Origin of the sequence: Paenirhizobium naphthalenivorans, assembly GCF_007992095.1 — a bacterium.
Classification (GTDB): Bacteria; Pseudomonadota; Alphaproteobacteria; order Rhizobiales; family Rhizobiaceae; genus Allorhizobium; species Allorhizobium naphthalenivorans.
In genome coordinates, this window is the sequence record NZ_BJZP01000032.1 from 1 (window position 1) to 22,763 (window position 22,763).

Genomic DNA, 22,763 nt, shown 5'->3' on the forward strand with positions numbered 1-22,763 from the left:
GCTTTTTTGTTGCCTTTGGTTTGCCGCACCGGACCCTTTCCAACATTTGGGCAGTTGAACGGCGGAATGGTGGTCTTTCGGGAAATATGCACGGTCACGTGCCAAGCATCCGGGCGGACAAAAGCGCAAGCGCAAGGGCCGCAGCACATGGCCGAAAACGGGTGGGAAAGCAGTCTCCATCCAAAGCCAACACCCGGAAGGCACTCGACTGCTCCGGCTGGCAAAGCCGCTTGATCCGCACCTTATACTGAAAGCCCTGCAACAAATGGATAGCCAAAAATGCAGTATCTCCCCCTCTCCGGAGAGAGGGGAGCTCTAAATGCGCCGGATTCTCAGCCGCCGAAGCCGAAGCCGACAGGCATGTCCGTGAGCGTGATGCCGAAGGGCTCTAGGCTCTTGAGGATCCAAGTCTGGTTGTTGCCGATACGGCGATTGTATTCGGCCCAGGCAGAGACGAAGCTCTTGAAGGTCTCGTCGCCAGCATAGTTGACGGCAATGACCGACGGGGTGGAGAGCACCGGCGTCGGAACCTTGACCGAACCAATGGTCGCGGCCTTCTTGGCGATGACCAGACCGTTCAGCATGGTGTTGACCAAGGCATCAGCTTTGCCGGTCGATACCGCGATGATCGCTTCGTCACGAGTCTTGAAGCGCAGGACGTTGGCTTGCGGCAAATATTGCTGGGTGATCAGGTCCTGCGCCGAGCCCATATCGACCGCGAAAGTGTACTTCGGATCGTTGAGTTCCTTCCAGGTCTTGCCGTTCAGTTCTTCCTTGGCCGAAACGAGAATGAAGCTATTGTAGTAAGTCGGATCGGAGAAGGAGACGGACATGGCGCGCACCGGCGTCGCGGTTACCGCGAAAGCCATATCGACCTTGCCACTCTGCACGTCGAGGATGGCATTGGCCCAGCTCGATTCCACCACTTCCAGCTTCACATCGAGGGTCTTGGCGATGTCGTTCGCCATATCGATGACAAAACCCTGCCATTCGCCAGTACGCGGATCCTTGTTGAAATAGGGCACTTCGTTGAGGATGGCCGGGATGCGCAGCACGCCACGCGAGCGGATGTCTTCAATCGTGCCGGCAGCGGCGGCCGTGGCGCCCAGCACAGACAGCGCCATCGCCGCCGCGCCGCAGATCTTGGCAATCAAATTCATGGTCTTGTTCTCCTAGTTCCCCGGAATCTTGTTGATGTCCGTCCTCCCACGCGGCGAACACTGCCTCGCGGGCTTGCCGGTCGAGGTCAGCCTATCCGCGAATCGACCGGGAACAATGCTAGAGAGTCCGAGCCACTTATCGGCTTTTTTGTATGTCGATGTCAGAGCAGTGGCAGCGCAAGCTCTTTGCTGTCGGGCGGATCGAGGATCGGACCGACCAGTTCCCGGCGGCAATCCTCGTACAATTGCTGCACCATGGGGTGTTTCTGCAGAAAACCGGCATTGCCAAAATAGACCCGCACCTCCGGCAGATTGGTGAGCCTGGTGGAACTGATCGAAACATCATCCGGACCGATGCACCAGGAGGGGATGATGGAAAAACCCAGCCCCTCCTCGACACAGCGCTTGACGCTCGAACTGCCAGAGGTCGACACCGCCGGCTGAATGATGGCGCCATCGCGACCGAGGAAATCGACAGCCAGGTTGCGCAGCGTTTGTCCCGGCTCGTAGGTGATGAAGGGTCGCCCCTCGGCCCAGCGCGGAATGTCCTGCTGGGCGGGCGGTGCGCCCCAGTCGCGAGGAAAGACGAGGCTCAGCTTGTAGCTTCCAAGCAAGCGCTGCGGCACGACCGGATCGCCGAAATAGCGCTCGGAAATGCAGACGTCGAGACTGCCGTTCTTGACCAGCTCAGCCAGCACAGTGTCGCGCTCGTAAACGGCGAACTCCATCTCCGGAAAGGCTTCACGGAAACGCGAAAGCACCCGCGGAAAGAGATAGAAAAAGATCGCCTGGGGCATGCCGACACGCAGCGACGAGCGCTGGTTCTCGATCAGCTTGGTTAGCCGCTCCAGCATGATGTCGAGCTCTGGATGGAGCAGGCTGTAAAGCGCGCGACCGCGCGGCGTCAGCGAAATCCGCTTAGCGCCCTGCTCGGAATCAATGAGCTTGCCCTTCAGGATCTGCTCCAGCCGACGCACATGATTGGCAGCCGACTGATAGCTGAGGTTCAGTTCGCGCGCTGCGCCCGAAAACGAGCCGTGTCGAGCCACCTGGTAGAAGGTCTGGATAAGTGTGAGGCTGATTTTGGCCATGGAGTGCGTCCCTCTGCCTCCCAGTTAAAGGGGTCCGAGCTTTGTAGAGGATACAAATTTCGTGAACAAGCAAGGCCGTCATCTTGTATCGACGGTAGAGCCCGGGCGCCACCAATATTGGGGCACAACCAACAAGGGCCCGCCTGAGCACATGCAATCCCGCCATCCAACCAGCGCCATCGTCGTCGGCTCCGGCATTGTCGGAGCGGCAACGGCCTATTTCCTGGCGAAGCGTGGCATCGCCGTTCGGCTGATCGACGCCACCGCGCCGGCAGCCGAAGCGACCGGTGCGGCGGACGGCGCCGTGTCCGTCGCCAGCAAGCGGCCGGGACCGATGATGCGTGCAGCCCTCAAGGGCGTGGCGCTCTATGGTCAGTTGGCCGACGAGGGTTTGTTTGCCGGCGCTTTCAAGCGACGCTCGACCTACATTGTCGCCTCCTCCGAAGAGGAGTGCGCCGTACTCGAGGCTCATGCCACAGCGCTCGCCGGTGCCGGCGTCAGGATTGAGACGCTGACCGGCGCAAACCTCACCAGCCGATTTGCCGTGCTCTCCCCTGAGGCTCGGATGGCCGTTGAAGTGCATGGCGAGGGTCATGCGATAGGCTACCAGATCGTCCACCGACTGCTTTCTGCATCCGGCATCTGCGTCGAGCGCGGCACGCGGGCCGAGCGGCTGCTGCAGGACGTGGGGGCAGAACGTCTCACCGGGATTGCCACCAACCGCGGCAACCTCTCGGCCGACGTCGTGGTGCTCGCGGCCGGCAACGGCTCGGCCGACCTGCTAGGGCTTTCCGCCGTGCTCACCCCGCGCAAGGGGCAGCTTCTGGTGACCGAACGCGCACCGGCTCTCAATGCCTCCATGCCCGGCGCGATCATGTCGGGGCGCTATCTGCTGAGCAAGGGCAGCCAGAAGGCCGGCCATTCGGCTCCGGCACGCGGCCTCGGCCTGGTCATTGATCCGCTGGTCACCGGCCAGTTCCTGATCGGCGGCACGCGCGAGGATTTCGGCGACCGCCAATCCAACGACATCGATGCAATCACGCGCATCCTGACGGATGCGGTGACGCTTATTCCCGGACTTGCCTCCTTGCGACTGCTGCGCAGCTTTGCCGGCGTGCGCACCGCGGTGGTCGACGGCCTGCCGCTTGTGGGCCGGATACCCGGAATGCAAAACGGCTTTATCGCCACAGGCTTTGAAGGCGACGGCATCTGCCTTGGTCCGATCACCGGCAAGTCGATCGTACAGACGATCTGCGGCGAGACGCCCGATATCGATCTTTCTCCTTTCGATCCTGCCAGATTCAGCAGCTGGGGAGTGGCGGCATGAATGCACAGACCTTCGACTGGATGGGGCAAGCCATCTCCTTTCGTTCCGGCGAAAGCATCGCCGCCGCACTCGCTGCCGCCGGCATCCGTCAGTTCGGCGCCGATCCGCTCGGTCAGGAGACCCGCTACTTCTGCGGCATCGGCGCCTGCCAATGCTGTCTCGTGCGTGTCGAGGGAACGGTGCGCGAGGCCTGCATCACTCCGGCCCGCGCGGGAATGCGCGTAATCCCCATGGAGGCCAGCCATGATTGATCCGGACGTTATCGTCATCGGCGCCGGTCCGGCCGGACTTGCTGCGGCAACCGCCCTTGCCCAGGCCGGGTACGCTGTCGAAGTCGTCGAGCAACGCGACAGTCTCGGCGGCGCCATCTACCGCCAGCCGATCGCCGATGTGGCCCCAATCAGCCAAGCCGCCGGAGCGAAAGCCCGCTGGAGCGCGCTTCGAGACGCTTTCGCGGCGCTCTCGCTGCCCATGCGGTACCGCTCGGTCTTCCTCGGCATCGACAGTGACGGACTGGTGATCATCGAGAACCGGCAGACAGGGACGGTGGAGCACCTGCGCCGCAAGGCCGTCGTGCTCGCGGTCGGCGCAGTGGAGAAAGTCTATCCGCGGCCGGGCTGGCAGCTCGCCGGGGTTTCCACCGCCGGCGGCCTGCAAGTCATGATGAAGGAAACCGGACGCGCGCCGGAAGGCCGTGTGCTGCTTGCCGGCAGTGGTCCGTTGCTGATCGCGGTAGCGGCCCAAATGGCTCGGCTTGGCAATCCGCCGGTGGCAATCGTCGAGGCGGGCAACCCGCTGGCGCGCTTCGGCGCGGGCTTGGCCATGTTGCGTTATCCGCCCCTCATGCGCGAGGCCCTCGGCTATCTCGCGGATGTCTATCTCCGTAACATTCCCTGGCTCCGAGGCACGCATGTCACCGCCATCGAGCGCGAAGGCACCTCCCTCTCGGTAAACGTCTGCCGGGACAATGGCCGTGACGAGCACCTGACCGTAGATCGTGTCGGCCTGCACGACGGCATTCGTCCGAACGACTTCGGCCTGCCGAACGAAACAGCCTTGGTTGGCAAGGTGCCGCTGATTATCAGAACGGGTGATTGCCGCGAGGCTCTTGGCGCCATGGCCGCAACGGTCGATGGCGCGCGCGCCGCCCGCCGGGTCGCCGACATCCTGTCGAGTCGCACTGTGGCAGACCGTGACGGCGCTTCGATAGAACAGGCCCGCCGGGCGCAGGAAACGCTTGCCGTTCTCTTCGCCCCGACCGGAAAAGCCTTCCCGCTCGCTGCCTGTCCCGACGACACGATCCTTTGCCGCTGCGAAGGCAAAACGATCGGCGATCTTCGCAAGCTGTGCGAGCGTACCGACCGGATGACAGGCCGCGAGGTCAAGCACAATGGTCGCTTTACCATGGGCGCCTGCCAGGGCCGCTTTTGCGCCGACAACACTGCGGGCCTGATGGCGCTTATCAATCCCGGCGATCCGATCCCCACAGCCGAAGATCTCACTGGCCGCCGTTGGCCGGTCAGGCCGATTTCCATTGCCGCGCTCACTGGTACGGCCACTCCACATACAGAAAACGAATGAAAAGGTTGAACGAGATGACGCAAGCCCAACGCCTTACCCTGGAGGCCGCCGACGCGTTCCTGGTGCGCAATCCCTTCACCGGCATAACGGTCGGGGAGATCGCGGTGTCGACCGCGTCCGAGATCGCAGCCACTGTTGCCCGCGCCAAGGCGGCCCAGCACGGTTTCCGCCGCTCCACGCCGGCCGAGCGTCGCGCCCTGCTGAACGCACTCGCCGCCGAGATCGCCGCAGACGCGGAAAACCTAGCCCTAATCATCTCCTCGGAAATGGGCAAGACGATCCGCGAGGCACGGAATGAGGTGCGCCGGGCACAGAATACGCTAAAGCTCTCGGGCGATGCCGCGACCTTCCTCGACGGAGAAGCGCTGCACTGCGCGATCGTCGAGGGCGGCGCCGATCGACTGGCGACCATCACCTATGAGCCCGTCGGCGTCGTCGGGGCCATCACACCGTTCAACTATCCACTCAACCTCCTCTGCCACAAGCTCGGCCCGGCGATTGCCGCCGGCAATGCCGTGGTCGCGAAGCCATCTCCCAAGGCGCCGCTTGCCGCTGCGCGGTTGCGCGAACTGGCGCTCAAGGCCGGCTGGCCGGCCGATCTGTTCCAGATCGTACACGGCGCGGCGGAAGCCGCCCTGTCTCTTGCCCGCTCGCCGATCGACCTCCTGTCCTTCACCGGTGGCCCTGGCGCGGGACTGGCTCTGAAGAACGCCTCGGGCCTTGTGCGTTGCCTGATGGAGCTCGGTGGTAACGACCCGCTCTTCGTCCTACCTGACGCCGACCTCGACAAGGCGGTCGCAACCACCATCGGCCACCGCTTCGAGATCGCCGGCCAGAGCTGCGCGGCGGTGAAGAAGCTCTACCTTCACAAGGATATCGAGAAGATCTTCACCGAAAAGCTACTCGCCGCCGTCGATGCGGTCGAATTCGGTGATCCCTCGCTCGATGAAACGGACATGGGGACAGTGATCGACCTGGCTGCGGCCGAAGCCGTGGCGGCACGGGTCAATGCGACAGTCGCCAGCGGCGCGATGTTGCTGACTGGCGGCACCCACGACGGCACAGTCTTCGCCCCGACCGTGATCTCCGGGATCGAGCCCAATTCCCCGGTCATCGCCGATGAGACCTTCGGCCCGATCATCGCGATCCGCAGCTTCACCGACGCGCGTGAGGCCATCGCCGAGGTCAATGCCAGCACCTACGGTCTTCAGGCCGGTGTCTTCACCAATGACCACGCGCTGATCAAGACCTTCTCGCGCGATCTCGTGGTCGGCGGCGTGATGATCAACGAGGGGCCTGATTTTCGCGCCGAGCACGTCCCGTTCGGCGGGGTCAAGCGCTCTGGTCTCGGCCGCGAAGGTGTCCGCATCGCGCTGCGCGAAATGTCGGAGCCCAAGGTAGTGATCGACTGAGGAGGACCGCCATGCGCATCGGCATCATGGGAGCATCGGGTCGGGTTGGCACCCGGCTTGTCGAACTGATCGTTGCCAGCCCGGGGCTGGAACTCGCCGCCGCGCTGGTCTCGCCGGGCTCGCGCCTCGCTGGTACGCCGGTTGCTGGCGGCAGCATCGAATACCGGCCGGCGGACAAGGCAATCAACAGTCATTGCGACGTGATGATCGACTTCTCAACTCCAGCGGCAAGTCTCGCCCTGCAGGAGAGCATCGGGACAAAGGCGATCCCTATGGTGATCGGCACAACCGGGTTCACGGGGCAAGAGGACGCAAAACTGAGCGAGCATTGCGCCCAACGGCCTATGCTGGTGAGCGCCAATTTCGCACGCGGCTTCGAAGCCTTCCGCCGCGCTACGCTGGGTTTTGCTCGGCAGATGCCGGCAGCCGAACCAGCTGTTGCGGAAACCTATCATGTGCGCAAGAAGCCCGACCCTTCAGGCACGTCGCGGTTGCTGGCGGACCAATTGTTCGAGGCACGCAGCGCCGTGATGAAATTTGCTGCGCAACGGCCGGCCATAGCCGTCCACCGCGAAGGCGATACGGTCGGCATCAACACGGTGCGCTTCGACATGGGGTCGGCCGAAGTCGTGATGACCTATCGGGTCCACGCGCTTGCCGCCTATGCCGAAGGGGCGCTCGCCGCCGCACAATGGCTGGTTTCCAAACCGCGACAACCAGGCCGCTATAGCCTTGCCGACAGCTTCAACGAAAATGACTGAGAGGATATAACCATGAACAAACTTGCCGACCGTTTCCGCGGCGTCTTTACCGCGCTCATCACACCCTTCAAGGACGGTGCTGTCGATACCGCCGCTTATGACGCGCTGGTCGAGCGCCAGTTGGAGGCCGGCATCGCGGGCCTGGTGCCTGTCGGCACCACCGGCGAGGCCGCCACGCTGTCCGACGATGAGGCCGACGCGTTGATCGCCCGCACTGTCAAGCTCGCCGCCGGCCGTGCGCTGGTGATGGCAGGGGCCGGCGCCAACGACACGAAGAAAACCATCGAGAAGGTCAAGCGCGCCGAGGCGGCTGGCGCCGAGGCCGTCCTGATCGTCACGCCTTATTACAACAAGCCGACACAAGCGGGCCTCATCGCCCACTATAGTGCGGCCGCAGAGGCGACGTCGCTGCCGGTCATGCTCTATTCCGTGCCGGGCCGCTGCGGGGTCGAGATCGCACCGGAAACCTGCGCCTTGCTGATGGAAAAGCACGCTAATATCGTCGCCATCAAGGAGGCCGGTGGTTCGGCCGCACGGGTCACACAGTTGCGCGCCGCTTGCGGCGACCGGCTGATCATTCATTCTGGCGATGACGGACTGACCCTTCCCTTCCTCTCGCTCGGCGCCTTGGGTGTTACCAGCGTCGTCGCCAATGTCGCGCCGCGCGAAATGGTGCAGTTGGTGGAAGCCTGGAAGGCGGGCGACACAGCGCGCGCGCTCAAGCTGCATGAACTGATTGCCGAGCTGACGGACGGCATGTTCATCGAGTCCAATCCGGGACCAGTCAAGGCGGCTCTGGCGCTGGCCAATCTCGCAGGACCGGAAATGCGCCTGCCTATGGTTCCAGTCTCAGCGACCAATCGCGAACGGCTCGCCGGAATTCTCGGCCGCTTCACCTCCGCCTCTTCGGCCTTCCAAGAAATGCGGTAAGCGGGACCATCAGCTTTGCATTGTCCGCGGCCGGCGGACATAGGACTATCGACCATCGGCCCTCTGCCTAGGCGGGGGCCGATCAAAGACAAAGGGAACGAACATGAGAAACAGCACTGACGCGAACCGGTGTCCGCGGTTCAGGCATTGCCCTTCCGTCCCGGCAGACGTGACCGCAAGGAGCAGCCGATGAGCTACAACTGGGATTTCCATTCCGTCTTGCAGTTCTGGGACCTGTTCCTCTGGGGGCTCTGGGTCACCATACTTTATACCGTCGGCTCGATCGCTTTTGGTATTATGATTGGTTTCGCCACCTGCGCTGCGCGGCTTTCCGGTTCGCGCATCCTCGTCGGCATGGCCCGTGTCTACCAGGAAATCTTCCGCTGCACACCGCTGCTTGTCCAGCTCTTGTGGTTCTACTACGCCTTTCCGCTGCTGGTCGGTGGTTCGATCGACAATCGCGTGGCGGCCATGCTGACGCTGTCGCTCTATGTCGGCGCCTTCTATGCCGAGATCTTCCGCGGAGCGATTGTCTCGATCGACCGCGGACAGCGCGAGGCGGCGGCAGCGATCGGTATGAGCCCCTGGCAGTCGATGAAGCGAATTATCCTACCGCAGGCGATGAAGCGAGCGCTGCCCTCCTTTATCAACCAGTCGGTCATCCAGGTGAAGAACACCTCCCTGGTCTCGGTCATCTCTGTCGCCGATCTGGCCTATATGGCTGCGGTGGTGAACGGCCAGACCTATCGACCGCTCGAATCCTACACGCTGATGGCCGCCCTCTATATCGCCATGCTGCTGCCACTCACCCAGGCCGCGGATTGGGTCGAGCGCCGTCTCAGGGTCAGCGACTAATGGAACGGATGCAGGACATGACACAGAACAAAAATCCCAGCACACCCGTGATCGAAGCCGTCGGGCTGCACAAAAGCTACGGCACGCTCGAAGTCCTCAAAGGACTGGATCTCAGCCTTGAGCGCGGCGAAGTCGTTGCCTTGATCGGCCCCTCGGGGTCGGGCAAGTCGACCTTCATCCGCTGCCTCAATATGATGGAGATCCCGACCGGCGGCACGATCCGCTTCCGCCAGAAGGCGGTCAGCGAGCGGTTCCATGACAAGGGTGAAGAACTGGGGATCGGCACACTACGCCGCCATGTCGGCATGGTGTTCCAGCATTTCAACCTCTTTCCCCACAAGACCGTGCTGCAGAACGTCACCGAGGGACCGACCGTGGTGTGCAAGCGGCCAAAGCGCGAGGCCGAAGAGCTGGCCATGGACCTGCTCGCCCAGGTTGGGCTGGCCGAAAAGCACGCCACCTATCCCAACCACCTTTCGGGCGGGCAGAAGCAGCGCGTGGCGATCGCCCGGGCCTTGGCCATGGAGCCGGAAGTGCTGTTGCTCGATGAGGTGACCAGCGCGCTCGATCCGGAACTGGTGGGCGAAGTGCTCGCCGTCATCCGCGGACTGGCCGACAAGGGCATGACGATGGCGATCGTAACTCATGAAATGGCCTTCGCCGCCGATGTGGCGAGCCGCGTACTCTTCCTGGACAAGGGCGTTATCGCTGAGACAGGGACGGCCGAAGAAGTGATCCTCAATCCGCAAAACCCACGCCTGCAGGGCTTCGTTGCCCGATTCAAAGGCTGAGGCGAGATGGAGCGGCTCAAGGTCTCCATCTTCGGTGCTGGCGAGATCGGCACCGCGCTCGCCGCCGCGCTTGCGGGGAGCGATGCCTTCATGATCCAGGTGATCGACCGGTCGGAGGAGGCGCTCGATCGCCTGCGCGCGATGAACATCGCCGTGAGCCTCCGGTCCTTTGGTCATCCAGACGAATTGCGGGCATTGCTTGCCGGCCAGGACCTCGCGGTCGCGGCCGTCTCGGAGGGCGTGGTCAATGAGATCGCCCACGCCGCCGCAATGGCCGGAGTGCACTACCTAGACTTTATTTGCGCCCGACCGGAGACCCGGGCGATACTCGAACCGCTTTCGGCACGGCGTGCCGTGTTCAATGGTTGTGGCGTTTCACCCGGGATGATCGGCAATGTGGCCTGCGGACTTATCTCCTCCTTCTCTCCGGTGGCAGATCTGACGATCCGGGTTGGGGCGATCCCGCGCTATCCGACCAATCGGCTGGGTTACGGCCAGATCTGGAATGTCGACGGTTTGATCGACGAATACACCCGGCCGAGCGCAGCGATCCGTGAGGGTCAAGCCGTGTCCGTGGCGCCGCTCGAGGGCTATGGACACCTCAGCATCGATGGGGTCACTTACGAGGAGTTCGTTACCTCGGGCGGTGTGGAGGACCTGTCGATCTTCGCCGATTGCGCCCCGCGCAACGTCACGTTCAAGACGATCCGCTATCCGGGCCATCTCGACTACATGCGCTTCCTGCTCGATGACCTGGGGCTTAGGCACCGGCGCGACATGCTGCGCTCGTTGCTCTACAATGGTCTGCCCGTGGTCGAGGACGACCTTCTCCTGCTGGTCGTTACGGCGCGTGGCTATCGCGGACGGCAACCGACTGAACGGACGATCTGCCACCGCTTCCGGCCGAACCGGACCTTTGCTCCATTCAACGCCCTGACTTCAGTCGCGACCGGCTATGCGGCGACGCTGATCGCCATGCTGCACCGGGGCGACATCGCCGATCGGGGTTTCGTCGCCCACCATCGTATCGATACCGCAGCGCTGCTGTCGGGGGAATTTCTTCAGCCATTGCTCGCCCTTTGATAGCAGCGGGGCCGCGTAACTCGGCCTGCTGTTAGGCGTGCCTACCGGTCGATAATCCGCGGGTTGACACCGGGGTACCATCCACCGGAGGGATTAGGCGGATCCAGGCTCTCGTAGACCACGCCGTTTCTTGTGCAGCGATAGACGCGCACGGGAACGCCGTCGCCGAAGAAGTGGACGCCTTGACGCTGTTTGACGTAGCGGACAATCGTCTCGCACTGATAGGCGGCGGGGCCGAAAAGGTCGCCAGATTGTGGCTTCACGCCCGGCAGATCCCGATAGACCTGCGCCGCACCGGCGGCCTGCTGCGGCTGGCCGACACTTTGGGCGGCGGGCGCGGCGGCGAGATACAGGACGAATAAGGCGAGAAACGTCCGGCTAAACGGCCCGCACTGTCGCATCGCCTGTTTTGTGGTCGAAACTCTCTTCATCGCACCGTGCCTTCCTTCGCAAGTACCGATCCGTCATATGGGGATGACGGCCGTCTTGCCCAAGCGCCACCGGGCCAAGGGCCGCGACGTGATTGGCCACGCTGCTCTAAACGAGTCCGCCTCAGGCGACGGGACGGCGATAGCCGGTCGGCATCTCGTAGAGCCAACCGATGCGCTTTACCGCGGCCTCAAAGTCCTCGAGCGCCACAGTCATCGTATGACCATTGGCATGCAGCAGAGTCCTGTCGTCCGACATGATGCCCGCATGCCCCTTCCAGAACACCAGATCGCCGCGCCGCAGATCGCTACGCTCGATCGCATCTCCAAGACCCGAGGCTTGCATGTCGGAATCGCGCGGGGCGCTACGCCCTGTCATTTGCAGCGCCAGCTGCACGAGGCCCGAGCAGTCGATACCGAATCCTGAACGACCACCCCATAGATAGGGCGTTTCGAGGAAACGCGCGGCGATCGCGACATAATCATCGGTGGCGTAAGTGCCAAGCGGCAGGCAATGGGCGGCGACCACAGCACGACCATCCGAGAGCAGGAAATAGCGCGTGCCACGCGTCTCAGCCTCGCCGATGACCGCGATACGGCTGCCCATGGAGAACACCGCCGAAACAGGAAAGCGCAGATCGGGGCCGGGATAGAGAAAGGTCCGCGGAACGATCACATGATGGGTCAGCGGTTCCATCACATCAGTCAGCGCGCTTTCCGGCAGATAGCCAACATAGCCATCGGATTTCGCCTGAACCCAGGCCCAGCCGGCGGCACGATCGAAGACCACGACATCCTCGCCGTGCAAAAGCTCTGTATCAATGCCTCCAGCCGCATCAGGCTTCGGGCGTAGGCCGACCACCGGGACCGCAATACTGGCGGGATCACCAACAACGAAGCGGGCGGCCGTCACCTGGCCTTGCAGCGCCTTGTCGGCCAGGTCCTCGCGATAGGCGTGCAGTCTCCGGTCGAGCGTCATGGCATTCTCTCAGTAGGTCAGCTCGCGACCCTGGTCGATGATCAGGTCGCCGAATTTCTCAAGAAAGAGCGCACCGCCGACGGTACGCTTGACGATAACGCTGCGGCGGTCACGCTCGTCTCGGACGCGATCAACCAGTCCCATCTCGCCCATGGTATCGAGCGCGCGGGTGATCACCGGCTTGGTCACATCGAGCGTCGCGGCAAGGCCGCGCACGGTATGCGGCGGCGGCACAAGATAGATCTGCAACAGGATCGCCATCTGGCGCAATGTCAGATCACGCTTGTCCTCCTGCACTTGCTGCAGGGTCACCTTGTGCCACAGGCCGAGAGCCTCGCTGGCGGTCAGTTCAACACTCATGCGCCGATCCGGAACGTCATTGTCTCTTGTTCTTTTCCGGCAATCGGCACGGCATTGCAAGCACGGCGAGCCCGCAGGCTCGCCGCACGCCTTTCATCGTCAGCGCAGCCCGGTGCGCAGAAAGCGGTAGAGCGCTCGGATACCCTGCGCCTCGCCGCCAATCGGCGAATGTGGGCGCTCGGTTGGAGCCCAGCCGAAAATGTCGAAATGGACCCATTTCGTCGACCTGTCGACGAAGCGCTTGAGGAACAGCGCCGCCGTGATCGAACCGGCCATGCCGCCAGCGGGCGCGTTCGTCAGATCAGCGATCTGCGCCCGGATATTCTTCTCGTATCCCTTATAGAGCGGCATCCGCCACAACGGGTCGTCGGTCTCCAGGCTGGCATCGACCAGATGCTCAGCGAGGTCGTCGTCGTCGGTGAAGAAGGGCGGCAGGTCCGGGCCAAGCGCAACACGGGCCGCGCCGGTGAGCGTCGCCATATCGATCAGCAGGTCCGGCTTGTCCTCGTCGGCATAGGCCAGCGCGTCCGCGAGGATCAGGCGGCCCTCGGCATCGGTATTATCGATCTGGACGGTGAGCCCCTTGCGACTGCGATAGATGTCGCCGGGACGAAACGCATTGCCGGCTATGGAGTTCTCGACGGCTGGCACAATGACCCGCAAGTCGATCTTCAGCTTGGCGTCCATGATCATCAGGGCTAGACCCATGACATTCGCCGCGCCCCCCATGTCCTTCTTCATCAGCAGCATGCCGGCCGAGCCCTTGATGTCGAGGCCGCCGGTGTCGAAGCACACGCCCTTGCCCACCAGGGTCACCTTAGGATGGCCTTTTTTGCCCCAGCGCATTTCGAGAAGGCGCGGCGCCTGAGCGCTTGCCCGCCCAACGGTATGGACGAGCGGGAAATTGCGCTCAATCAGACCATCACCCACCACGACCGAAACCTCGGCCTTGTAGTGCTCGGCGAGGGCGCGGAAGGCTTTTTCGAGATCGGCTGGCCCCATGTCATTAGTCGGGGTGTTGATCAGATCGCGGGCAAGATAGACACCGGCGAGCTGGCGCTTAATGTCGGCGGCATCGGCATCCTGCGGAATCATGAGGGTCGGCTCGATCGGCTTTTCCGAACGATAGCGACCAAAGCGATAGGCACCGAGGCCATAGCCAAGCAGAAGGCGGTTGGCGGTCAGCGGCGCGGTCTCGATGTGCCATTCGCCAGCCGGGAGCGTGCGGGCAAGCTTGCCGGTGAGGAAGGGGTTTTCCGATGGATTGGAGCCGAGGCCAAAGAGCGCCCCACCGAGATGGCCGTCACCTGTCGGGATCAACAGAACGGAGCCCGCCTCGGCCTTGAAGCCGGCCTTGCCCGCCCAGTCGAGCGCGATCGGGTCAATCGTGCCGGTCTCGATGTGAGCGGGGGTCACTGCGAACACGGGAAGCGTCTGCCCCCCCTTGGTGCTGAACGGGGTCGGTCTTTCGATATACTGATACGGGGCCATGGCCTGCCTTCTCGGGAGAATCAATGCGGATCGGGGCTATTAACACTCCGTTAGGGTTAACAGATTATTGCTTGAGTGGAGGTTGCGCCGCCATCGTCCGCCGGGACGTTCACGCGGCGCCGGCAAACCGATCCAGGAACAGACGACATGGCTCTTCGGCAGATTTCGACACGGCATCGCATCGGCTATTTTGGCAGCGTCTGCATGCTGATCGCGGCCACAGCATTGAGCGGCTGCTCGACGACGAAAAAGCCGCTGACCACCGGGTCTATCCCGAAGCTCTCCAAGCCGGTCGAGACGATGAACGCGCCGGAACTCGCCCGAGCCGCAGACACCATCGGTGCGAGTTATGAGCGCAATCCCAAGGACCGCGGCACCGGCTTGGCCTATGCCAACATCCTGATGATGACCGGTCGCAATACCCAGGCGCTCGCTGTCATGCAGCAGGTGGCGATCGCCCATCCCGCCGACCGCGAAGTTCTTTCCGCCTTCGGCAAGGCGCAGGCGGCAGCCGGCCAGCTCGAACAGGCTCTCACGACAATCGGACGGGCGCAGACGCCGGACCGCCCCGACTGGCGGCTCTATTCTGCGGAAGGCGCCGTGCTTGACCAGCTCGGACGCTCCAGCGAAGCACGCTCACGCTATCGCATGGCGCTTGATCTTAAGCCAAATGACCCGACCATTCTTTCTAACCTCGGCATGTCCTACGTGTTGGGCGGCGACCTTCGCACGGCCGAGACCTATCTTAAGTCGGCCTCTCAGCAGCCCGGCGCCGACAGCCGCGTGCGGCAGAACCTAGCACTGGTGGTCGGCCTGCAGGGGCGATTCCCGGAGGCCGAGCGGATCGCTCGCCAGGAACTCGACCCACAGCAGGCGGACGCCAATGTCGCTTATCTGCGCTCCATGATGAGCCAGCAAAACTCCTGGAAGCAGTTGGCGGCCAAGGACGGCAAGAGCGACAAAAGCACCAACTGAGGCCCCGTCTCCACACGGTCACCCGGCGGCAAGTCAGACTATCCGCAATCACATCGCGTCGAAGATCCGCGCCGTACCGGCAGCAACTGCCGACGTATCATTCCCCGCCCCCACTACGAAAACCCAAGCTTGCAAAGTGTTGAACGGCTAGCGCTCAGATGCCGCCTGAGACGCGACAAAATTCTCAACAGATTGACGGCGGAACGAAGAGGCGCGAATAGATGCCTGAAAGCGCATGCGTCGCCATCATTCCGCGCCTCTTGCCGGCCGAACGCTCCTTCGCACGGATTGTACTGTGGTTGGGCGGGCGCTGATCCACCACAATCGAGCAGTCCAAAATCAGAGACTAGAAGCGATCGGCGACCTGCATGCCGGCCGGGCCCAAAATGACAGCGACGAGCACCGGCAGGAAGAACAGGATCATCGGTACAGTCAACTTGGGTGGCAAGGCGGCGGCCTTCTTCTCGGCCTCGTTCATGCGTTCGTCGCGCCCTTCCTGGGCGAGCACGCGCAACGCCTGGGCAATCGGCGTACCATAACGTTCGGCCTGGATCAGCGCCTGGGTCACGTTCTTGACTCCGTCGAGCTGGGTGCGGTTGCCGAGGTTTTCAAGGGCCGTACGGCGATCCTGCAAGAAGGAGAGCTCGGCCGTGGTCAGCACCATCTCTTCGGCCAGCTCGGTCGACTGGGTGGCGATTTCCTCCGCGACCCGGCGCATGGCAGCCTCGATGGAGATGCCGGATTCGACGCAGATCAGCATGAGGTCCAGCGCGTCTGGCCAGGCACGGCGGATCGAGTGCTGCCGTTTGCTCATACGATTCTTGATATAGATGTTCGGCAGATAGAAACCGACATAGCCCCCGATGATAGTCACCAATAGGCGCACGGGAAGAGCCTTCTCCGCCATATTGCCCAAACCGAAAATCCACAACGCCGTCAGCGTCAAGGTCAAGAAGGGTAGAAGGAAGCGCGCCACCAGAAAGATATTGAGCGCGTTCTGCGAACGGAAACCGGCAGCCTTGAGCTTGTCCATCGTCGCATCATCGACGAGAGCCTTTCGCAGGTTGAATCTTTCGACGATCTGACGCACCGAACGGTTGTCATTGGCACGCAGGCTCGCTCGCCCGTGGCTGCTATCGGCGCTCATCCGTGCACGTTCGCGAGCGCGTATCATCTCACGCTCGGTCGAAACCGCCTTCATGCGCTTGTTCAGATCGCCGCGCTCGAGATAGGGAATGGCGATGGTGTAAAGCGTCGCAAAAACGGCGAGCGAAACGAGCACCGCCACGATCAGCGCTGGATCGGTCAGTTTAGCGGCAAGCTCCTGCATGGCCGATCTCCCTCTAGATGTCGAACTGGATCATGTTGCGCATGACGAGAATGCCGATGGACATCCAGACCGCCGAAGCGCCGAGGATCAGGTGGCCACGCGGATCGGTAAAGAGCAGCATGATGTATTGCGGCGAGGTCAGATAGACGAGCAGGGCGACGACGAAGGGCAAGATGCCGATGATTGCTGCAGAGGCCTTGGCTTCCATCGACAGGGCGGTGACCTTGGCGCGCATCTTCTTACGCTCGCGCAGCACCCGCGACAGGTTCGACAGCGCCTCCGACAGGTTGCCGCCAGCCTGGGCCTGGATGGTAATGACAATCGAGAAGAAGTTCACTTCCTGCAGCGGCATGGTCAGCATCATACGCTGGCAGCCCTCTGGCACGCTCAGGCCCACTTGCTGCGATTCCACGACGCGGCGGAACTCCGACCTGACCGGCTCCTGTCCGTCGACGGCAATCAGCCTGAGCGCATCATTGAGTGGCAGGCCGGATCGGATCGAACGGACCATGACGTCCAGCGCATTGGGGAACTCGGAAAGGAACTTCTTCTGGCGCCGACCGATCAGGAAGCCGAGAATCCAGCGCGGCAGACCGAAGCCGGCGGCGAAAGCGATGCCGACAGCGACGAGCGGCGGCGCCCCGCCGAAGAAGCCGATTGCAAAGAAGACAAAGCCGAGAACGGCGCTGATGATATAGAAATGGACCGGGGTGGCGGAAAGACCAGCTTGCACGAGCCGGACCTTGAGACTGGTGCTGGCGATCTTCTTCGTTTTTTCCGCCTGCTTGCGTTCAAGGTCCTTCAACGAATCTTGGACCGATTTGCGTCGTTTGGAAACTTCCTGCACCCGGTCCCGCGCGGCCTTGACCTTAGCGGTTTCGGTTTCGGCAGACTTGACCCGGTTGATGCGACTGGTCGTCTTCTTGTCCGCCTCGATCCGAGAGTAGAGAACCCCATAAGCAATGCCGGCCGTCGCGACGGCCACAAGGAGGATGATTGCAATCACCATGGGATCGAACCCGAACATGACGATCAGACCTCCCTGCTCTTCTGTTCCATCGCGTCGAGCGCAGCCGCAAGGCGGCGTTCCTCGTTATAATAGCGGGCGCGGTCCCAGAAATGTGGTTTACCGATACCAGTCGAGACGTGGCGTCCGATGATCTTGCCGCTCAAGTCCTCGCCCTCGATGTCGTAGCGCATCAGGTCCTGAGTGACGATGACGTCGCCTTCCATGCCGATCACTTCGGTGATTTGGGTGATGCGACGCGAACCGTCGCGCAGACGGGCCGCCTGGATGATGACGTCGACGGAGCCGGAGATGATTTCACGCACAGTCTTTGCCGGCAGGCTGAATCCACCCATGGCGATCATCGATTCCATACGGGAGAGACATTCGCGCGGCGTGTTGGAGTGGATCGTGCCCATAGAACCGTCATGACCAGTGTTCATTGCCTGGAGAAGGTCGAAGACCTCGGGTCCACGCACTTCACCGACAATGATGCGTTCGGGGCGCATACGCAGGCAGTTTTTGACAAGATCCCGCATGGTGATCTCGCCCTCGCCCTCGATGTTCGGCGGGCGGGTTTCGAGGCGGACCACATGCGGCTGCTGCAATTGAAGCTCGGCGGTGTCTTCGCAGGTAATGACGCGCTCGGTCGCATCGATATAGCCGGTCAGGCAGTTGAGCAGCGTCGTCTTGCCCGAGCCGGTTCCGCCGGAGATGACGACGTTGCAGCGGACGCGGCCGATGATCTGCAGCACCTGCGCGCCCTCCGGCGTAATCGCGCCGAACTTGACCAGCTGATCGAGCGTCAGCTTATCCTTCTTGAACTTGCGGATGGTGAGCGCCGGGCCGTCAATGGCGAGCGGTGGGGCGATGACGTTGACACGGCTGCCGTCAGGCAATCGAGCGTCGCAGATCGGCGAACTTTCGTCCACACGACGGCCGACCTGGCTGACGATACGCTGGCAGATCGACAGAAGCTGAGCGTTGTCGCGGAAGCGGATTTCCGATTCGATCGTCTTGCCGTTGACTTCGATGAAGGTCTGGCCGGCACCGTTGACCATGATGTCGGCGATGTCGTCACGTGCAAGCAGCGGCTCAAGCGGACCATAACCCAAAACGTCGTTGCAAATATCCTCGAGCAATTCCTCCTGCTCGGAAATCGACATCGCGAAATTCTTGATCGTGATGATGTCGTTGACAATGTCACGGATTTCCTCGCGCGCGCTTTCACCGTCGAGCTTGGCGAGTTGCGAAAGGTCGATCGTGTCGATCAGCGCCGAGAACACCTGGCTCTTTGTGTCGTAGTAATCCTGTGTGCGCGGCGGACGCTTGCGCGCAGGCGTTCCGTTCGGAGCCTGGAGCGGTGGTGCGGCCACCTGCTGACGCACTGCCGGCTCCTCGCCCACCCGATCGGCGAAGGGTGCGCGTGGCGCCTGGACAGCAGCTGCCGGCGACGACGGTGTCGTCGTTCCGACCTCCTGTCCACCCTTGCCAAATCCGTCGCTTCCGCGTCTGCCAAACATCACTGACTACCTGTTTCCATCGAAGACACTATTTTCGTCCGAGCAGCCCGAGCACCTTCTCGAGTCCACCCCGCTTCGGCTTTTTCACCGTTGCCCGACCGGTCACCAGATGGGCGATCTGGGCGAAGATCTCGGCTGTCGGCGACTTGGCGTCGATCTCGGAGATCATCCGGCCGCTATTGGCGGCATTCCCGAACAGCGCCGTATCGAACGGGATGATGGCAACCGGTTCGATTTCCAGCGGCTCGAAGAAGTCCTGTGGCGCGATCTCCGGCCGTTTCGGCATGCCGACCTGGTTGAGCAGAATATGCGGCGCCTTGTCATTCGGCCTCAGCTTCTTCAAGGCATCGAGCATGTTTTTGGCGTTGCGCAAGTTGGCGAGATCCGGCGCGCAGGTGAGGACAACCTCGTCGGCCTCTGCAAGCACCGCGCGGGTCCAGTCAGACCAGGCGTGCGGCACGTCGAGCACGGTGATCGGCGCGGAACGCTGCAACAGTTCAAGCAGCGGCTGGAAGGCGCCGCGATCAAAATCGTAGGCGCGGTCGAGCAGCGACGGGGCGGCCAGCAAGGAGAGATGCTGGGAGCAAGTGGTCAGCAGGCGATCGAGGAAGACCTCGTCCAGTCGCTCGGGCGAGAATACGGCCTCAGCTATGCCTTGGGCCGGATCCTGATCGAAGTCGATGTTGGCAGTACCATAGGCGAGATCGAGATCGGCAAGAATGGTCTCGGTCGTAAACAGGCTGGAAATTCCGAAGGCGCAATTATGGGCGATAGTCGAGGAGCCGACCCCCCCTTTGGCACCGATGAAGGCGATCGTACGGCCGAGCGGCTCACCCTCCGGATCGACGAAGATCGCGGAAACGGCGGCCATGACCTCGGCCATATTGACCGGAGCGACGATGTATTCGGAAATACCGTTGCGGATCAGTTCGCGATAGAGCGCGATATCGTTGTGGCGGCCAATAACGATGACACGCGTCGACGGATCGCAGACTTCGGCAAGCGGCGCGAGCTCAGCCAGCAGGTTCGGCGGCATCGCCTCGGTCTCGAGGATGATCAGATTGGGCGTCGGAGTCGACGAGAACATCGCCGCTGCGGCAGCGATGTTGCCGCTGGTTATCCTCATGCTGACCTTTGCCATGCGCCGATCCTGGGCGCACTGCTCCATGACCCGCTGCACGCTCTGCGAAACGCAGAAGGCATGCACGGAGATCCGCGGCAAGGGCCGCAGGCTTTCGAGATCGCCGGTCCCCACCCTGCCCTCGGCAAGGAGGTCGTCTTCGGGCCTCGTGTCGAAATCATAGTCGATCGCAGTCATGCTTTCATCCTGCCTTCGGACGGCTCCAGCCGTCCTAGTTCGTCGAGGTATTCTTGCCTTGGCGATAGAGCCCGATCACCGTCGAGCGCCGGGTGGCGTCGATCGGCGCCTGGGCGCGCGGGGTCACGAGGTCCATCGGGTTAGCGATCTGCGCAGCCAGATTGGCCTGGGTCGCGCAACCGAAGTTCTGCCAGTTCTTGTTGGAGAAGGTGTTGTCCTGAAGATCTTCAGGCCACTGGCCGCACGGGTTGGTCACAGCCGTGATCGCCACGTAACTGAGCCGGACCGGGGCGGCATCGCCACTCGCATCGGCCTGATAGCTTGTTTCAATGATGCGTGGCGCAGCTACGCCGCGCGTGATTAGCGCCTGACGGATCTGCTTGCGCATATGCGCTGCCGCGGCCGCATTGGGCGAGCCCTGCGGCAGAAGGATCTGGATCGTGCCGGACGAGCTCGACAGATAGTCCGCCGCGAAACCGCCAACAGCATCGGACATGCCGATCGTGATCTCGCGATCGCCGGAAGCAACGGGAATATCCAGCGTATGCTCGACCTCCGTCAGCGTGATTGGATGACGGGTCCGATAGTCGTCGGGAATCGACCCGGTGTTCATCCGATCCGGATTGGTGCCGCATCCCGAAAGAATGGCGGCAGCGCCGAGAATGGTTGCGGCGAGCGCAGTGCGGGTGAAGCGCGGCGTGGCGAAGATCGATCTCTTGAGGGGCATGGTGTTGCGGCCTTCGCTGTTGCCGGGGAGGGTCTGCTGCGTCTTCATCATGACCTCCCCCTTACTTGTAGATGAAACCGACGGCGCCGTGGTAACGGCTGGTGGTATCCGTCTCACGCCGGCCGTAGACCTTGTTGACCTTGTTCAGGAAGAAGGTCGCGGCGTCGTTCTCTGGGTTGAAGTTGTCATCAGGCCGCTGCAGTTGGTTGCGCGCCACCGGCCGGACCAGATAGGGCGTGGCGATGATCACCAGCTCAGTCTCGTTGCGCTGGAAGTCCTTGCTGCGGAACAGCGTGCCCAGCACAGGCACCTTGGCGAGGCCCGGCACGCCGGACATGGCCTGGCGAATATTGTCCTGCACGAGGCCGGCGATGACGATCGAGCCGCCGGATGGCAGTTCGACGGTGGTCGAGGCCTCGCGCTTGCGGATCGACATGTAGGTCGATCCGGGAATGCCGTTGGCGGTATTGCCCGTCACAGCCGAGCCTTCCCAAGTCGGTTCGGAGACATTTGTCTCGATCTTCAGGCTGATACGGCCCGGCGCTAGCACGACGGGGCGGAAATTCAGCTCGATGCCGTAATTGACCGTCTCGGTAGTCCGGCTGACGGACGGAGCACCGGTATCTGGGTCAACGGAAATCTCCTGTTGCGCAGCCATGCGGAATTCGCCGCCGACGTAGAATTTGGCCTGCTCACCAGAAATGGCGGTCAGGCTCGGCTCGGCCAGTGTACGCATGACGCCAGCCTGTTCCATGGCATTGATATAGCTGCCGATCGTATAGCGCCCGATCGAGGCAACTGCAGTCGGCAGCGTGCCGCCGAGCGCATTGGTCACGCCTACCGCATTGCCGAGGTTGGACGGGTTCTGGAAGGTGATGCCACTCGATCCGTCTGAGACGCGACCGTTGAAGCCGAGCTGCTTCAGAACCTGCCGGCTCACTTCGGCGACTGTGACCTTGAGCGAAACCTGGTCCTCGCCCTCGATGGTCAGCAGATTGACGATCGATGAAACCTGGCGTTGTTCGGCGAAGATTGCGACATCGCTGCCGTCCGAGCCTAACGCTGTCTCGTTACGGGTCGTCGCTTCACCGCCCTTGAGGAAGGCCGTAGCCAGGCTTTCTGCGCGGGCGGCGTCCTGCGGTGTGCGCACCGAGCCGGTCAGCACGATATTGTCGGAAACGATCTCGACGGTGATGTCCGATTCAGGAATGAAGCGGCGCAGATTGGCTTCAAGCCCGGCGATATCACGCTCGATCTCGATGTCGAGGCTGATGATCTCCTCGCCGTTCTCACCAAAGATGAAGATGTTCGTCTGGCCAACAGCCTTGCCGAACAGGTAGATGCGGCGCGAGGTGCGGGTGACTGCGTCGGCCATTTCTGGATCGGCGACGAGAATGTCGTGGGCATCCTGTGGCAGATCGACAACCAGCGCCTTGTTGAGACCAAGCTTGACGGTGCGGTGTGCGCCGGGGCCGGAATCGGTGATGCGCAGTACGGTCTGGCTGGCCGCCTCGGCCGCCGAGATCGCGAACATGTCCGGAGCATTGCCGCCCGGCAGACCGGCGAAGGCCAGACTGAAAGCCAAGCCTGCCGAGAAAGAGATGCGGAGTTTCTGTCTAAAGCTGTTCATGACGC

At 62.4% G+C, this 22,763-nt stretch carries 22 protein-coding genes; 10 read left to right on the forward strand and 12 right to left on the reverse strand.

Annotated elements, in window-relative coordinates:
- Positions 1–332 precede the first annotated feature (332 nt).
- On the reverse strand, positions 333–1,160 hold the full coding sequence (locus tag RNA01_RS20635) for a transporter substrate-binding domain-containing protein (protein WP_147182041.1): 828 nt from the start codon (positions 1,158–1,160) through the stop codon (positions 333–335).
- 161 nt (positions 1,161–1,321) lie between these two features.
- A complete protein-coding gene (locus RNA01_RS20640; protein WP_147182042.1) occupies positions 1,322–2,251 on the reverse strand; it encodes a LysR family transcriptional regulator in 930 nt (309 codons plus the stop codon).
- A 151-nt stretch (positions 2,252–2,402) separates the two neighbouring features.
- On the opposite strand from RNA01_RS20640, the gene RNA01_RS20645 reads away from it, so the two are divergent.
- The 9 genes from RNA01_RS20645 (at position 2,403) to RNA01_RS20685 (ending at position 10,991) form a co-directional block, all read left to right on the forward strand.
- Complete coding sequence (locus tag RNA01_RS20645; protein WP_147182080.1) at positions 2,403–3,578, forward strand: NAD(P)/FAD-dependent oxidoreductase; 1,176 nt, start codon at positions 2,403–2,405, stop codon at positions 3,576–3,578.
- Complete coding sequence (locus tag RNA01_RS20650; RefSeq protein ID WP_147182043.1) at positions 3,575–3,829, forward strand: 2Fe-2S iron-sulfur cluster-binding protein; 255 nt, start codon at positions 3,575–3,577, stop codon at positions 3,827–3,829. The genes RNA01_RS20645 and RNA01_RS20650 overlap by 4 nt, the downstream gene beginning before the upstream one ends.
- Positions 3,822–5,159, forward strand: coding sequence for an FAD-dependent oxidoreductase (locus RNA01_RS20655; protein ID WP_147182044.1), 1,338 nt, complete (start codon positions 3,822–3,824; stop codon positions 5,157–5,159). The genes RNA01_RS20650 and RNA01_RS20655 overlap by 8 nt, the downstream gene beginning before the upstream one ends.
- A 14-nt stretch (positions 5,160–5,173) precedes the next feature.
- Positions 5,174–6,571, forward strand: coding sequence for an aldehyde dehydrogenase family protein (locus RNA01_RS20660; RefSeq protein ID WP_147182045.1), 1,398 nt, complete (start codon positions 5,174–5,176; stop codon positions 6,569–6,571).
- An 11-nt stretch (positions 6,572–6,582) separates the two neighbouring features.
- Positions 6,583–7,332 carry a 4-hydroxy-tetrahydrodipicolinate reductase gene (locus RNA01_RS20665; RefSeq protein ID WP_147182046.1) on the forward strand — a complete coding sequence of 250 codons (750 nt, stop codon included), beginning with the start codon at positions 6,583–6,585 and terminating at the stop codon, positions 7,330–7,332.
- A 12-nt stretch (positions 7,333–7,344) separates the two neighbouring features.
- Entirely contained in the window at positions 7,345–8,262 is a 918-nt protein-coding gene (dapA, locus tag RNA01_RS20670; RefSeq protein ID WP_147182047.1) for a 4-hydroxy-tetrahydrodipicolinate synthase, read from the forward strand.
- Between the two features lie 189 nt (positions 8,263–8,451).
- Complete coding sequence (locus tag RNA01_RS20675; RefSeq protein ID WP_147182048.1) at positions 8,452–9,117, forward strand: amino acid ABC transporter permease; 666 nt, start codon at positions 8,452–8,454, stop codon at positions 9,115–9,117.
- A 17-nt stretch (positions 9,118–9,134) separates the two neighbouring features.
- Positions 9,135–9,908 carry an amino acid ABC transporter ATP-binding protein gene (locus tag RNA01_RS20680; protein WP_147182049.1) on the forward strand — a complete coding sequence of 258 codons (774 nt, stop codon included), beginning with the start codon at positions 9,135–9,137 and terminating at the stop codon, positions 9,906–9,908.
- A gap of 6 nt (positions 9,909–9,914) precedes the next feature.
- The gene (locus RNA01_RS20685) at positions 9,915–10,991 is read left to right on the forward strand and encodes a saccharopine dehydrogenase family protein (protein ID WP_147182050.1); all 1,077 of its coding nucleotides are present in this window, start codon (positions 9,915–9,917) and stop codon (positions 10,989–10,991) included.
- A 41-nt stretch (positions 10,992–11,032) separates the two neighbouring features.
- Here the strand turns inward: RNA01_RS20685 and RNA01_RS20690 are convergent, their stop codons facing one another.
- From RNA01_RS20690 to RNA01_RS20705, 4 genes are all read right to left on the reverse strand, one after another.
- A complete protein-coding gene (locus RNA01_RS20690; protein ID WP_147182051.1) occupies positions 11,033–11,422 on the reverse strand; it encodes a hypothetical protein in 390 nt (129 codons plus the stop codon).
- 121 nt (positions 11,423–11,543) lie between these two features.
- Positions 11,544–12,398, reverse strand: a complete 855-nt coding sequence (locus RNA01_RS20695; protein ID WP_147182052.1) for a C40 family peptidase — start codon at positions 12,396–12,398, stop codon at positions 11,544–11,546.
- A gap of 9 nt (positions 12,399–12,407) precedes the next feature.
- Positions 12,408–12,758: a MarR family transcriptional regulator gene (locus RNA01_RS20700; RefSeq protein ID WP_147182053.1), complete on the reverse strand. Its 351-nt coding sequence runs from the start codon at positions 12,756–12,758 to the stop codon at positions 12,408–12,410.
- Between the two features lie 99 nt (positions 12,759–12,857).
- Positions 12,858–14,249, reverse strand: coding sequence for a leucyl aminopeptidase family protein (locus RNA01_RS20705; protein WP_147182054.1), 1,392 nt, complete (start codon positions 14,247–14,249; stop codon positions 12,858–12,860).
- 204 nt (positions 14,250–14,453) lie between these two features.
- Here RNA01_RS20705 and RNA01_RS20710 point away from each other — a divergent pair, with 204 nt between their 5' ends.
- The gene (locus RNA01_RS20710; protein ID WP_235916821.1) at positions 14,454–15,224 is read left to right on the forward strand and encodes a tetratricopeptide repeat protein; all 771 of its coding nucleotides are present in this window, start codon (positions 14,454–14,456) and stop codon (positions 15,222–15,224) included.
- Positions 15,225–15,570: 346 nt separating this feature from the next.
- Here RNA01_RS20710 and RNA01_RS20715 read toward each other — a convergent pair whose 3' ends face one another.
- From RNA01_RS20715 to RNA01_RS20740, 6 genes are all read right to left on the reverse strand, one after another.
- The gene (locus tag RNA01_RS20715) at positions 15,571–16,554 is read right to left on the reverse strand and encodes a type II secretion system F family protein (protein ID WP_147182056.1); all 984 of its coding nucleotides are present in this window, start codon (positions 16,552–16,554) and stop codon (positions 15,571–15,573) included.
- 13 nt (positions 16,555–16,567) lie between these two features.
- Entirely contained in the window at positions 16,568–17,581 is a 1,014-nt protein-coding gene (locus tag RNA01_RS20720; RefSeq protein ID WP_147182057.1) for a type II secretion system F family protein, read from the reverse strand.
- A gap of 5 nt (positions 17,582–17,586) precedes the next feature.
- Positions 17,587–19,083 carry a TadA family conjugal transfer-associated ATPase gene (locus RNA01_RS20725; protein WP_147182058.1) on the reverse strand — a complete coding sequence of 499 codons (1,497 nt, stop codon included), beginning with the start codon at positions 19,081–19,083 and terminating at the stop codon, positions 17,587–17,589.
- A 28-nt stretch (positions 19,084–19,111) separates the two neighbouring features.
- Entirely contained in the window at positions 19,112–20,401 is a 1,290-nt protein-coding gene (locus tag RNA01_RS20730) for a CpaE/TadZ family protein (RefSeq protein WP_147182059.1), read from the reverse strand.
- A gap of 34 nt (positions 20,402–20,435) precedes the next feature.
- Positions 20,436–21,128: a CpaD family pilus assembly protein gene (locus RNA01_RS20735; RefSeq protein WP_371864083.1), complete on the reverse strand. Its 693-nt coding sequence runs from the start codon at positions 21,126–21,128 to the stop codon at positions 20,436–20,438.
- 61 nt (positions 21,129–21,189) lie between these two features.
- Entirely contained in the window at positions 21,190–22,758 is a 1,569-nt protein-coding gene (locus RNA01_RS20740) for a type II and III secretion system protein family protein (protein WP_147182060.1), read from the reverse strand.
- Positions 22,759–22,763: the final 5 nt, after the last annotated feature.

Bases quoted from the DNA above. Each gene is read 5' to 3' on its own strand.
- RNA01_RS20640 (WP_147182042.1), bottom strand. From the start codon at position 2,251: ATGGCCAAAATCAGCCTCACACTTATCCAGACCTTCTACCAGGTGGCT.
- RNA01_RS20720 (WP_147182057.1), bottom strand. From the start codon at position 17,581: ATGTTCGGGTTCGATCCCATGGTGATTGCAATCATCCTCCTTGTGGCC.
- RNA01_RS20660 (WP_147182045.1), top strand. From the start codon at position 5,174: ATGACGCAAGCCCAACGCCTTACCCTGGAGGCCGCCGACGCGTTCCTG.
- RNA01_RS20695 (WP_147182052.1), bottom strand. From the start codon at position 12,398: ATGACGCTCGACCGGAGACTGCACGCCTATCGCGAGGACCTGGCCGAC.
- RNA01_RS20725 (WP_147182058.1), bottom strand. From the start codon at position 19,083: ATGTTTGGCAGACGCGGAAGCGACGGATTTGGCAAGGGTGGACAGGAG.
- RNA01_RS20735 (WP_371864083.1), bottom strand. From the start codon at position 21,128: ATGCCCCTCAAGAGATCGATCTTCGCCACGCCGCGCTTCACCCGCACT.
- RNA01_RS20655 (WP_147182044.1), top strand. From the start codon at position 3,822: ATGATTGATCCGGACGTTATCGTCATCGGCGCCGGTCCGGCCGGACTT.
- dapA (WP_147182047.1), top strand. From the start codon at position 7,345: ATGAACAAACTTGCCGACCGTTTCCGCGGCGTCTTTACCGCGCTCATC.
- RNA01_RS20680 (WP_147182049.1), top strand. From the start codon at position 9,135: ATGACACAGAACAAAAATCCCAGCACACCCGTGATCGAAGCCGTCGGG.
- RNA01_RS20675 (WP_147182048.1), top strand. From the start codon at position 8,452: ATGAGCTACAACTGGGATTTCCATTCCGTCTTGCAGTTCTGGGACCTG.
- RNA01_RS20665 (WP_147182046.1), top strand. From the start codon at position 6,583: ATGCGCATCGGCATCATGGGAGCATCGGGTCGGGTTGGCACCCGGCTT.
- RNA01_RS20705 (WP_147182054.1), bottom strand. From the start codon at position 14,249: ATGGCCCCGTATCAGTATATCGAAAGACCGACCCCGTTCAGCACCAAG.
- RNA01_RS20645 (WP_147182080.1), top strand. From the start codon at position 2,403: ATGCAATCCCGCCATCCAACCAGCGCCATCGTCGTCGGCTCCGGCATT.
- RNA01_RS20715 (WP_147182056.1), bottom strand. From the start codon at position 16,554: ATGCAGGAGCTTGCCGCTAAACTGACCGATCCAGCGCTGATCGTGGCG.
- RNA01_RS20700 (WP_147182053.1), bottom strand. From the start codon at position 12,758: ATGAGTGTTGAACTGACCGCCAGCGAGGCTCTCGGCCTGTGGCACAAG.
- RNA01_RS20710 (WP_235916821.1), top strand. From the start codon at position 14,454: ATGCTGATCGCGGCCACAGCATTGAGCGGCTGCTCGACGACGAAAAAG.
- RNA01_RS20685 (WP_147182050.1), top strand. From the start codon at position 9,915: ATGGAGCGGCTCAAGGTCTCCATCTTCGGTGCTGGCGAGATCGGCACC.
- RNA01_RS20690 (WP_147182051.1), bottom strand. From the start codon at position 11,422: ATGAAGAGAGTTTCGACCACAAAACAGGCGATGCGACAGTGCGGGCCG.
- RNA01_RS20635 (WP_147182041.1), bottom strand. From the start codon at position 1,160: ATGAATTTGATTGCCAAGATCTGCGGCGCGGCGGCGATGGCGCTGTCT.
- RNA01_RS20650 (WP_147182043.1), top strand. From the start codon at position 3,575: ATGAATGCACAGACCTTCGACTGGATGGGGCAAGCCATCTCCTTTCGT.
- RNA01_RS20730 (WP_147182059.1), bottom strand. From the start codon at position 20,401: ATGACTGCGATCGACTATGATTTCGACACGAGGCCCGAAGACGACCTC.
- RNA01_RS20740 (WP_147182060.1), bottom strand. From the start codon at position 22,758: ATGAACAGCTTTAGACAGAAACTCCGCATCTCTTTCTCGGCAGGCTTG.